Annotated in this window: 6 protein-coding genes; 3 read left to right on the forward strand and 3 right to left on the reverse strand. The window is 48.3% G+C overall.

Translation table 11 applies throughout. The features are described 5' to 3' along the window. The first annotated feature begins 136 nt into the window (after positions 1 to 136). Complete coding sequence (aprX, locus tag ACQE26_RS15140) at positions 137 to 1,465, forward strand: serine protease AprX (RefSeq protein WP_016936034.1); 1,329 nt, start codon at positions 137 to 139, stop codon at positions 1,463 to 1,465. Between the two features lie 183 nt (positions 1,466 to 1,648). Further along, a complete protein-coding gene (gene ymzB, locus ACQE26_RS15145; RefSeq protein ID WP_016936035.1) occupies positions 1,649 to 2,011 on the forward strand; it encodes a protein YmzB in 363 nt (120 codons plus the stop codon). A gap of 34 nt (positions 2,012 to 2,045) precedes the next feature. Here the strand turns inward: ymzB and ACQE26_RS15150 are convergent, their stop codons facing one another. Together ACQE26_RS15150 and ACQE26_RS15155 are read right to left on the reverse strand one after the other, a co-directional pair. Further along, a complete protein-coding gene (locus ACQE26_RS15150) occupies positions 2,046 to 2,801 on the reverse strand; it encodes a YoaK family protein (RefSeq protein ID WP_500469983.1) in 756 nt (251 codons plus the stop codon). Positions 2,802 to 2,861: 60 nt separating this feature from the next. Then, entirely contained in the window at positions 2,862 to 3,233 is a 372-nt protein-coding gene (locus ACQE26_RS15155; protein WP_231937532.1) for a NucA/NucB deoxyribonuclease domain-containing protein, read from the reverse strand. A 345-nt stretch (positions 3,234 to 3,578) separates the two neighbouring features. On the opposite strand from ACQE26_RS15155, the gene ACQE26_RS15160 reads away from it, so the two are divergent. Next, positions 3,579 to 4,790, forward strand: coding sequence for a cytochrome P450 family protein (locus ACQE26_RS15160; RefSeq protein ID WP_500469984.1), 1,212 nt, complete (start codon positions 3,579 to 3,581; stop codon positions 4,788 to 4,790). Positions 4,791 to 4,928: 138 nt separating this feature from the next. Here ACQE26_RS15160 and ACQE26_RS15165 read toward each other — a convergent pair whose 3' ends face one another. Further along, on the reverse strand, positions 4,929 to 12,383 hold the full coding sequence (locus ACQE26_RS15165; RefSeq protein ID WP_500469985.1) for a beta-ketoacyl synthase N-terminal-like domain-containing protein: 7,455 nt from the start codon (positions 12,381 to 12,383) through the stop codon (positions 4,929 to 4,931). Positions 12,384 to 12,390 lie beyond the last annotated feature (7 nt).

Here is a 12,390-nt window from a genome sequence, read left to right on the forward strand (position 1 = left end):
ATAAACGAACAAATGTTCTTTTTCAAATGAAAAAGCCGCAAGTAACCAGCTCTCTGAAAGGACAAACAAACGGACCGAATATACTGCCTGTTCATATGGTATAGAGAGAATCGCCAGAATGGGAGGAAAAGTATATATGTTTGGTTACTCAATGGTACAAATGGTTCGGTCAAATGCTCATAAGCTGGACGGGCCGCTCAGAGAAAACGTATTACAGTTATATAAACCCTTCAAATGGACGCCTTGCTTTCTCCATCGTTTTTTCGAAAAAAAGGTGAAAAACAGAAAGAAAATGTCAGTCATCATTGAATTCGAGGAAGGCTGCCATGAATCCGGGTTTCACAGCACAGGCCAGGTCCTGTCAAATGAGAAACGCTGCACGATCAAAAAGCAGTTTCACACAATTAATTGCTGCAGCGCTGAAGTCACCCCGGCCGCCCTTCACATGCTTCTTTCTCAATGCCGGGATATCCGTAAAGTCTATTTAAACCGGGAAGTAAAAGCACTTCTTGATACGGCAGCCGAATCATCCCATGCAAAAGAAGTGACCCGAAACGGCACCGTATTAACAGGAAAAGGGGTAACCGTTGCCGTCATTGATACCGGAATCTATCAGCACCCCGATTTAAAAGGAAGAATTACCGGATTTGCAGACTTTGTGAACCAAAGGACAGAACCGTATGATGACAACGGCCACGGCACCCATTGCGCCGGTGATATCGCGAGCAGCGGCGCTTCGTCTTCCGGAAAATATCAGGGACCCGCGCCGGAAGCCAATCTGATCGGTGTCAAAGTTTTAAACAAAACAGGATCAGGAACCTTGGCTGATATCATTGAAGGTGTGGAATGGTGCATACAATATAATAAAAAACACACTGACAATCCGATCCGGATCATCAGCATGTCACTGGGCGGAGAAGCGCTCAGATATGACAAAGAAACGGACGATCCGCTCGTCAAGGCCGTTGAAGAAGCATGGAACGCAGGAATCGTCGTCTGCGTCGCCGCGGGCAATTCCGGTCCGGAAGCTCAAACAATTTCAAGCCCCGGCGTCAGTGAGAAGGTCATCACGGTAGGCGCCTATGATGACAATGATACGGCCGCGAATGAAGACGATACGGCTGCTTCTTTCTCAAGCCGCGGCCCGACGGTGTACGGAAAAGAAAAGCCTGATATTCTCGCGCCCGGAGTCGATATCGTGTCCCTTCGTTCACCTCGTTCATACCTTGATAAATTACAAAAATCAAATCGTGTAGGGTCGTTGTATTTCAGTCTGTCGGGCACGTCGATGGCCACTCCGATCTGTGCAGGCATTGCTGCTTTAATCCTTCAGCAGAACCCGCAGCTTACGCCTGACGAAGTGAAAACACTGATCAAGGAAAGTCCGGATAAATGGACAAATGAAGATCCGAACATTTACGGAGCGGGCGCAGTGAACGCCGAAAACGCCGTGCCGAAAGAATAATCTTTATATGATGAGTAAACGGGGTCGTCTGCACCGGAAGATGACCCCGTTTTTAGTAAACAATTATAATGAAGAAACTAGTAACTCTTTAAAACCGGCTGTCAGAAAAAAAAGATCAAGCGGAGGAGTGTATTTCTAAAAAAATAGGGAATAAGTATGGTGTAGATAAAAGGAGGAATATCAATGGCACTTACAAACACCGAACTGTCTGAATGGCTGCAAAAGCAGATCGGACAAACGCTTGATATCAGAAAAGGAGAGCTGACAGACAGCCGGAACGAGATTTCTGATATGGACCAGATCATGCTTCACCTTGATGATGTTCTCGTCCGCCGGACAAATCATCCCGATGACTATGTAGCTGACGAAGAACTCGTCCTAAAAGGACACGGCACAACCTATACGGAGGAAGGAAATGTCCCGCTCCCTCAAGATGCGTATGAAATCCCTTTGCTCGGCGAGATTACCATCCAAAAAGAGCAAGACGGATTAAAGGTACATACAGATCGGGCCGTTTATACAATCGGGACCCGAAAAGAGCAATAAAACGAAAAAAACGCCGTGAATCAGCGGCGTTTTTTTATTGGTTTTTTTCTTCCGAGTAGCCGTGGAACATTGTAAATGCGCAAAGCATAATGCCTAAAATAATGATAATCGGGAGCCAGATCACGGCAAATTTATAATCCGGTTCGGCAAATGCGCCGATAACCGCCCCAAAGCAATACAGCACCAAGGCAAGCGCGCGCAATACCGCATCTCTCGTAAACTGCTTCCGCTTGTCCGCTTTGTAAAACCTTGCGGTGAGATCTTCAAAAAAATTAGCAAGCGTTCCCGTTAATACAGTAGTCGAAATCCCGGCTACTCCAAGTTTTCTCGCGGCTGTTGTCTGCATTCCCATTGCGAAGCTGAGCAGCATAATCAGCACATAAACAGAAATGGATTCTGCAAAAAAGCAGGAGAACAGAGCAAACAAAAGTAAAACAGCCCCTTCAATGATCAATGCGGCAGTGACCGCAGGAGGCCAGAATGATTTCTCTTTATTGCCGACAAGCCAAGCCGCAGCCATAACGCCTGCAATAAATCCGATTAACGAGGTTAAAGATTTGAGTACGGCAAGATGCCATGAGTTGCCGATCGCCATGCCGAACAGAACGATGTTCCCCGTCATGTTGGCGGTAAAGACGTGTCCTAAACTTAAATAACCGATCACATCCACAATTCCCGCAGTTAAACAAAGAAGCAAAAGTGCAATATTTCGGTATGTAGTCACCGTCAATGTGATCCAATCCTTTCTCATGCTGAGTCCAACATATAAGTTTACTCTTCGCCATTTCATATGTCCAGCCGGTACGCCGCCTTTTCAAAGCAAAAAAAAACTCCGGCGCGCCGGAGAAGATTACTGAACGATAAATAATACTTTCGTGCCGTCGGAATACCTGCTCATTTGATTTCCAACCCATGAGCCGGCCCCGCGATTGTCCGAAGGGGTTACATATCTGATATCAGCTCCAGCCCCGCCTTCTGTACAGACTGCCATCGGCCATTCATCACGGTCAAACCCGGGCTTTGTCGGAATTCCTTTCAATGATTCTTTCCTTCTATCCTCAGCTCCGCCGCGATCAATTGTACAAATGTCAGAGTGCCCTGCCGAAATGGCGTCTTTTATATGATTTCCCGTCTCCGGATATTTTAACAGCGGGAAATAAAGCACCTGATCGTATCTGGACGCGGCTCGGGCAGTATTCTCAGAATGAGTCCCGGCGCTCATAAAGCTGAACTGAAGAGAGATCACCAAAAGCAGACTTGCCGCCCATTTCATAAACGCAATCATTCACAGCCTCCTTAAGAAGTTGATATGAAGCGTAAATATGTATATTAGCCGGATTCGGCACACATGATGAATTGGTAAAAAAAGTTTGCTGTTTTGTTGATAATCAACGAAAATGACGGCTTTACGGTTTCTCTATTGAACAAGCTTCTGATTCCCTATATATTTTAGACATACTTATGCGCCGTTGTAATCAATGTCTTCAGCGGATAAAAGGAGGAATGCCGACCGGCAGTTTGTTATGTCTTAAGTCTTTCTTAAAAACATGAAGGCGGGGAAATCAAGATGGAAAAAATAATGTTTCATCCACACTCATCCGAGTTTCACGAGAACCCTTTTGCGGTTTTAAGCACTTTCAGAGAGCAGGATCCCATACATAAATTCGAACTGCAGCGTTTCGGGGGCACCTTTCCGGCTTGGCTCATCACGCGTTATGATGATTGTATGGCGTTTCTAAAGGACAGCAGAATTACGAGAGATGTAAAACGGGTCATGCCGAAGGAGCTGATCGCAAAGCTGAACGTCAGTGAAGATATAGATTTTGTATCAGAGCATATGCTGGCAAAGGACCCGCCGGATCATTCACGCCTGCGGTCTTTGGTGCATCAGGGGTTCACTCCCCGGATGATTGAGCAGCTTCGCACCGGGATAGAACGGATTACAGAAGAGCTGCTGGATGAAATGGAAACAAAAACAGATCCTGATATCATGAGAGATTTCGCCGCTCCGCTTCCGTTTATCGTCATTTCAGAGCTGCTCGGAATTCCGAAAGAGGACCGCGCCTCATTTCAGGTGTGGACAAACGCGATGGTCGACACGTCAGAAAGCGGACGAGAAGCGACCAATCAGGCGCTAAAAGAGTTTAAACAATATATGAAAACACTGATCGAAGAAAAAAGAATACATCCGGGTGAAGACTTGACGAGCAAGCTGATTTACGCAGAAGAGGACGGCCAAAAGCTGAGTGAATCAGAGCTTTATTCCATGCTGTTTTTGTTAGTTGTTGCCGGACTTGAAACAACGGTTAACCTTCTCGGCTCCGGCACACTGGCGCTTCTTTTGCACAAAGACCAGCTGGAGAAGATAAAGCGGCAGCCTGAAACTATCCAGACGGCGGTCGAAGAGCTTTTGCGTTATACCTCTCCCGTCATCATGATGGCGAATCGATGGGCGATTGAAGATTTCGCCTATAAAGATGTTTCCATTAAAAAAGGCGATATGATATTTATCGGCATCGGTTCAGCCAATCGGGACCCGGAATATTTCGATGATCCTGATACATTAAATACAGAGAGAACACCGAACCGTCATATCTCTTTCGGCTTCGGCATTCATTTCTGTCTCGGAGCTCCGCTCGCCCGGATGGAAGCATCCATTGCCTTTACAGCGCTTGTAAAACGGTTTCCGAATATAGAGCTGAAGGGAGCGCCTGAGGATTTATCATGGAGAAAGAATGTGTTTTTAAGAGGGCTTGAAGCACTGCCTGTCAGATTATAATATCCGCCCCCATATTGGGGGTTTTTAAATATCTTATTAACAGGAAACAACAAATCAATATGAAAATTTAGTACATAGTAAATTTAGTTCTCATTAGTCAAAAAAAGCTGTCGGATTGCTCCGGCAGCTCTTTCTATATTACCGTTTTACCAACTCATTTGTTTCGTCCAGCTTTTTTCTGAAAGAATTAAGGAAATTGGCGCTTATCGTTCCTTTATTTGCGTACAGTTTTTCACAGAATGCCTTAATCGCGTTTTGCGGTTTTGATTCCGACAGCATTGTAACATGATTAGAAGACTGAACATCCAGCAGGTGAAATTGTTTTATCTGCCGTTCCCATTCTTCCCAATACGCCTCATGGTCTAACAGATTTTGTTCTTCCTCTGCTGTCAGATAACGTTCAAGATCTCCGAGGAACAAGCCGCTTTTATTACGGAAATAGTAGCACTGCAGCGTTTCCGGATGCGGCAGCGGCTTTATCTCATACTCTTCCATTCCGTAAGCGAGCTGCGTCTTCATCATTTGCTCCAGCTGCATCCGAATCGCTTCTTCCGGTTTTGGCAGTCCGCGCTCTTTGGCAAGGCTGATCAATTCATTCAATACAGCCTCATCCCCAGCCTGCACGTTAATGTCTTCCCTGCTGATTAATGCGTCTTCAGGATTTTCAGGCTTGAGATATGCCGTAAGCATCGTATTGATCGTTTGCAGCATGACTGACTTGACAGATGGTTTTCTTTCTTTCCATTTTTCACTATACGGGGTATCAATCATGACGGCGCTTTTCACCGTATGACCTTCCTCCTGCAAGAGGCGCGCCGTTTCATATGCGAGCATTCCGCCCAAGGAATATCCGCCGAGGTCATAAGGGCCTTTCGGCTGTACCGCTTGAATGATTCTCGCATAAGAAGCGGCCATCTCTCCGATTCCTTGCAGCGGATCTTTCCCTGTCAAACCTCTTGCCTGAATGCCGTAAAAAGGACGCTGGCTTTTTTTGGCGAATGGCTGATACGCTTCGACGCCTCCCGTTCCTCCATGAAACCAGAAAACAGGACGTCCTGTTTCTCTTTCATTCAGCTTGACGAGTTCGGGAAATTTCCCTTCCCCATCCTGCGATTGGTTCGTTTTTAACAGCAAGCTGAGCTCCTTAAGAGTGCCGCAGTTCTGAAGAGCTTCCAGACTTACTCGGCAGTCTGTGTCTTCAAGTTTTTTCAGAAGCTGAATACAGGACATTGAATCGAAGCCGTATTCAGTCAGCGGCTTATTTGGGTCCAGTTCCGCTGCGTCCATTCCTAAAATGTCAGCCGCTATGTCAGCCGCGCCCCCGCGGCGGAACTGTTGATTCTCTAGAATCGGTTCAAGGCTGATGTCTTCTGTCTGACTGCCGTTCCAATACTTCTGTTTTTCAAAAGGATATGTCGGAAGCGGCACTCTTTGAACAGATTTGCCTTGATGGAGTCTGTCCCACGGTATATCCGCACCTTTCACCCAGCAAAATGCCAGCTTTTCCAGATTATTTTCAGCCAAAAGCGCCTCCGTGACGACTGTACCGAGCGTCCCTTCCAGTAAAATGCCGATGTCTCCTGCTCCAGTCTGCTGACTGCCGGTAAAGAAGCTTTTCACTCCATTGCTTTCTCCGCAAAACTCTCTGTAGTCTCTCAGCTTTTCCAGCAGTTCATCTTGATTGCGGGCAACGAATGCCAGGCGGCAATTCATCGCCTCGCGGCCGGTCTGGAGCGTATAAGCAATATCCCGCAGTGACGGAGTATGTTCAGCTTGTATGAAATCGGCCAGCTGACCTGCGGCCGCCTTAAGCCGGCCTTCGCTCTTAGCAGAAAGCACGATAAGCTGCGGTTCATGCACAGATTCTTTGTCTTTAGGGCTCGGGCTGTACTGTTCCAAAACGACATGCGCATTCATGCCGCCGAATCCATAGCTGTTAATTGCGGCCCTGCGCGGAATCGGACTGCCTGTACGGTCGATAAGCTGTGTCCATTCTTGATTGTCTTCGGTGAAACGGAAGCGGCTTTGCTGATTGGTCATTTGCTCATTTGCGGCAGTGAAACCGGGAATCCCCGGGATGGTATGATGTTTCATGGCCATCGCCACTTTTATAAGGGCGGCCAGTCCGGAAGCGAGTTCGCCATGACCGATGCAAGGTTTCACGGTGCTGATGTAACAAGGCGTGCTTTCCTCCTCATTCGCAGACCCGCCGTAACCCGCTTGGATTGCATTGAACTCAAGCGCATCTGCCATTTCGGAGGCGATGCCGTGCGCTTCAATGTATGTGACGGTTTGCGGGTCAACATCGGTGTTTTCGTACGCTTTTTTCATAGCAGCCTTCATCCCCGCGGGATTCGGCGCGTGAAGCGACATGCCTTTACCGCCATGAGACACCCCGGTTCCTTTAATGACCATGTGAATATGATCGCCGTCTTCAATTGCCGCCTCAAGCGGTTTGATGATGATAACGCCCGCACCTTCACTTCTGACAAAGCCATCGGCATCTTTTTGGAAAGATTTTGCCCGGCCGTTTTTGCTTAAATATCCCATTGCGTCAAAACCGATAAAGCCCTTCGGCGACTGCAGAATATTGGCGGCGCCCACGACAGCCTGCTCACATTCGTTATGACGGATTGATTGAACCGCCCTGTGCAAAGCCACCAAGGTTGACGTGCAGGCCGCCTCGTAATATTCACTCGGCCCTTGTAAATTCAAGGCATATGATATCCTGTTCGGAATGATGGACGGAATGGCTGTTCCATTGTTCGGGTCGCTATTGCCCGCGGCAACGAAAACGCCCGTCGGTCTGCTTGATAACGTCTTACTCGTCAGGCCCGCATCCTCCATTGCCTTCCATGTATGCATCAAAAGCAGAAACTGCTCCGGTCCCATTTGTGAAGCCTCTTTAGGAGAAATTCCGAAAAAGAGCGGGTCAAATTCTCCGACGCCGTCAATAAAACCGCCCCATCTGACACCTGTGTCATCCTCATCACCTGCGTAACGGCGCCAGTCCCAGCGGTTCGCCGGAATTTCTGAAATACAGTGATCTCCGTTTACGATGTGCTCCCAAAAAGACTGGATATCCGGAGATTGCGGAAACTGGCCTGACATACCGATAATGGCGATTCCTTGTTTGATATTGCCGTTATCACAAGGCCGATGCTGTTCCTTCGGCATAGTGCGCTCTTCTGTTTCCATGACCTTAGCCTCTTCTGAATGCTTATGATCGGCAAGCAATTGAGAAAACTTACTCTCATACGCTGACGCAAAGTGGCGGGTCAGCTCTTCTGCCGTCGGGTACTCGAAAAACAATGTCGGATTCACATCGATTTCTGCCTCTTGACCGATCTCTTTTGTCAGTCCGATCAGGCTCGCTGAATCAAGCCCCAATTCCATAATATTTACATCAGAACGCAGGGATGGCACAGGTTCACTCATCATTTTGGCAAGCTTGCCAAGGACATAGCTGCGGATGTGATCTGTCAGACTGCCGGCAGAAACCGGTTGCGCCGGGATTTTAACAGCCGTTCGGGCCGGCTGATTGATCTGTTTGGCTTCCGGACGGAACCGTTTAAGGGCATAGCCTTCATAACACATCACCACTTCAGATCGGCTGCTGATGACATCTGCGTTAAACAGGATCATTTCCCCTGTTTGTTTGGCCAGCTTGATATGCAGCCAGCAATTATCGAGATCTGCCGGGCTGCTGAAGGTGACGGCATTAATGCCGAACGGCAGATAGCTTTCCGCATCGGCTTGGTCCAATAAAGAAAGCGCGGCCAAGTAAGCACTGTTGGCGATTAACGGATTTATGGCGTAATGATGCGCTTGTTGTGAGCCGATATTATTCAGGTTCAGCTTTGCTAACACCGCATCAGTGCCTTTGTACAAGCGTGTGATCGTTTTAAATTCTTCTCCCCACACGACGGTACCCGTGCCGTCGCCGTATAACTTATCTATCCCCACTTCCCGGTAAGAACGCTGAATGGCTGCCAGATCCGCGGGCTGCTTCTGAAACGGATACGGACTGCACTCGGCATACGCCGCTATGCTCCAATCAGGAGACGTGCGGCTGCGGTACATCATGCTCAGTTCAAATGCATCCCCGTTTTGCTTCGATTCAGTTTTCAGCTCGATGCGATCGCCTTTTTTTACGGCAATGGGATTGACGTAATTCAGTTTTTTAATTTGTCCTCCTTCCGCTTCAGGAAAGAGATGATAAAACTGCTCGGCTGCCAGGCTTTTGTATGTAGCGCCGACGAGGACAGGTTCTCCGCTGAATTGATGCCCCTGCACATATGGATCATCATCACTGTATATCACCTGAACGCCGGCAGTGTTTTCTGATTCACCGAACTGAAAAGAAGTCCGGCGGTCAAAAGCATAAGCCGGCAAATGAACGGCGTGCTCTTGCTGCAACTGATCAAATGCGATATTCTCTCCTTTTTCCCATTGCCGCGCCCGATGGCCGACAGCAGAATCGGAGCGGCTCCGCCCCGGCTGATCCGTGCGGTAAGAGGCCAGCTCGTTCAGCAGTTCCTGTACGGAAGAAGCCGTAAATGCCGCCCGATACTCCAAATGATGCGTTCTTTTTTGTAAAGCGGATGCAATGGCGGCCGGATGAAGTGAAGGCGTTTTTTCTAAAAAAGCCGCCAGCCTGTCAAGATAGGCGTCAAAACTCCATTTCGTTTTCGCTGACACGGGGAAAATATATTCTTCATTGCCGTGACGGGCATAATCGGAATTCGGACTGATATATTCTTCTACGATCAGGTTTGCATATGCCCCGCCTGCCCCGAAGGAATTGATCATACTTCTCCGCGGGATGATGTCTCCCGTCTCGGCATCCTTCAGACGCTCCCAATACTCGGTTTTCTCCTGCAGATAAAAGGCCGTTTGTTCAAATGAGATATTCGGATTTTGCGGTTTTGCGTTAATCGTCGGAACTAACGTTTCCCGCTCCATTTGCAGCAGCACTTTCGTGAGCTGGGACATACCGGAAGCCGCCTCTAAATGGCCGAGATTTGACTTGACAGATCCAAGCGCGCAAAAACGTTTTTTACCGGTATATTGCGAGAACGCGTTTGTCAGGGCAATGACCTCAATCGGATCTCCCAATACAGAGCCGTTTGCCGCTGATTCGACATAACTGATTGTTTCCGGATTGATTCCGGCTTTACCGATGGAAGCCGCCATGAGCTTCGCCTGCTGTTTCGGATCCGGAGCCGTGTACATCTGCCTTCCGCCGCTATGGCACAATGCGCTGCTTTTGATGACGCCGTAAATATGATCGCTGTCGGCAACCGCTTTGGAGAGCGGCTTCAATAGCACTGCCCCGACCCCTTCTCCCGGCATCAGGCCTGTGCCGGTTCCGAAGCTTTTGCTTTCACTTCCCTGTTCAAGCAAATTCGCCCGTTCAAGCGCATCATATTTAGACGGTTCAAGCGTGAGATTGACCCCTCCGGCAATCGCCATAGAACAGCTGTTAAGCTTCAGGCTCTCACAGGCGAGATGGATGGCGCTCAGTGAGCTGGAGCATGCGGTCGTGACGCCCATGCTCGGACCCGTTAAATTGAAAAAGTGAGAAATGCGGTTGGCGATATGCCAATCCCCTCCGTTAGAGCTGAGCGCGGCTTTTTCCAATGACGGGATATTCCAGAAATATTGATTGTACATACTGCCCATAAATACACCGATGCCGCTGTCTGATTCCTGCCATTTGTTTAATCTTTCTAACGAGTAGCCGCCGTTTTCAAATGTTTCCCATACGGTTTCAAGGCTTAACCGGAGCTCAGGCGTCATCTCCATCACATGGTCTTCCTTAACATCAAACAAGTAATGGTCAAAAGCGTCAATATGCTGCAGAAATCCGCCGTACCTTGTTTTGCGATCTTCTTTTCGTGTTTCTTTTGCCATTGTTTTCAGAAGACCGGACTTCCATCTGTTTTCCGGGGCTTCTGAAATACAGCTGTCTCCGGCTTTTAAATGCTCCCACAGCTCATCGAGGGTTTCAGATTCAGGGTAGCGGCCGCTGATGCCGATAATGGCAATGTCGTCACGATCAGAGTGATTAGCGGCTGCGGTTTCTTTTTCTTGCTTTGGCACGTCCGGCTCTTTTGGTTCAGTGATAAATCGCCGCGTTTCCGTGACGAGGGGCACCGGTTCAGCCATTACAGGTACCGGATGCTCCGTTTCAGGAGGCGCTTCTTCAGCTCCAAATGCCTGTTGAAGCTTATCCGGGTAAGTTTCCAGCAAATACTCGGCAAGTTCTTTCGTATTCGTGTGTTCAAATAAGACCGTTTTCGGCAGCTCGCCCGTCAATGTTTCCAGTTCACGGATGAAATTCACCTGCAAAATGGAATCGATGCCGTATTTTTCAAAGCTCGTTTCCGGCTGAATGCGCTCGGGAGCAAGCTTTATCGACTTGGCTAACGTTTCTTTTATGAATTGCACGGTCCGGTCTGTCACTGAGAAAGCCGGTTCTGTAAAATCAGCCGGCTCTTTGGAAGCCGCAGTTTCTTCAGCCGCCTGTGCGTCCGGCTGTTTTTGCCTGATGACACCGTCGCTTTCTGCCGCTACGATCTGCTGGCCGAGCTGATGTGACGGTTCCGCCATAAATGTAACGTACCGATATCCCTCGCTTTCCAGCACGGACTGCCACGCTTCAGGATACAGCCCCGGGCACCCGGGAATACGCAGTTCGGCGTCTTCATACAGCCACCAGCCTTCTAAAAGACCGAATGTCAGGTGAGAATAAACCGAATGGCTGCTGATCTCATTTAATAGCAAAATCCCATTCTTTTTAAGCACCGCTTTGGCATTGCGAAGCGTCTGCCGAATATTTTTTGTCGCGTGAAGCACATTTGCCGCAATCACCGCGTCATATGCGCCCGCCTCTACACCCTGCAAAGCCGGGGGCTCTTCTACATTAAACCGCTTATAAGTCAAATACGGATTGTCGGGGCCGTATTCTTTTTCAGCATGCATGAAAAAGGCCTTTGACAAATCGGTATAACAATATTCTTTTACATGACGTTTGTACTCTTTTAATCTTTTGAAAACGGTCGCGCTTGTCCCGCCCGTCCCCGCTCCGATTTCTAGTATCCGGATTTCTGCGTTCGGGTCTTCTTTCAGGCGTTCATCAATGAAAGCCGTCAATGTGTCAGCGAGCACTTCATTAAAGTAGTCTGCCGTTTCATTGTTTTTATAAATTCCTTCTACCAATTCCATTGAGGAATCAGGAAACAGAACATCAGTGGCAGAAACTCTGCCGGATAAAATATCCGGCAAAGCTCTGAGGGCTGTCTCTACTAAAATGATCATTGCCTGTTTGCTGCTGTCCTTGAGTAAAGGAGCTTTCTTTTCATCCCATTCTTCCCACAGCACGTCCGCACGCTCTATCGGACCTGTTAACACATACGTACTGCCTGACTGTTTCAAAAAGCCTTTTTGCACCAAGATGGAGATGCTTTCTTCCAGCCACCTGCCGTAAAACCCCTGCAATACAGGCTGTGTCTCGTTTTCTGTAAAGAATCCGACAGATTTCAGCTGGCCTGCCAATAGTTTGTAAAGAAGATCTTCAGTGTTTTGCAAAGCCGTC

It is taken from the genome of Bacillus sp. 5RYD7K (genome assembly GCF_059831465.1).

Coding starts and splice junctions, on each gene's coding strand:
- ACQE26_RS15150 (WP_500469983.1), bottom strand. CDS start 2,801: ATGAAATGGCGAAGAGTAAACTTATATGTTGGACTCAGCATGAGAAAG.
- aprX (WP_016936034.1), top strand. CDS start 137: ATGTTTGGTTACTCAATGGTACAAATGGTTCGGTCAAATGCTCATAAG.
- ACQE26_RS15155 (WP_231937532.1), bottom strand. CDS start 3,233: ATGAGCGCCGGGACTCATTCTGAGAATACTGCCCGAGCCGCGTCCAGA.
- ACQE26_RS15160 (WP_500469984.1), top strand. CDS start 3,579: ATGGAAAAAATAATGTTTCATCCACACTCATCCGAGTTTCACGAGAAC.
- ymzB (WP_016936035.1), top strand. CDS start 1,649: ATGGCACTTACAAACACCGAACTGTCTGAATGGCTGCAAAAGCAGATC.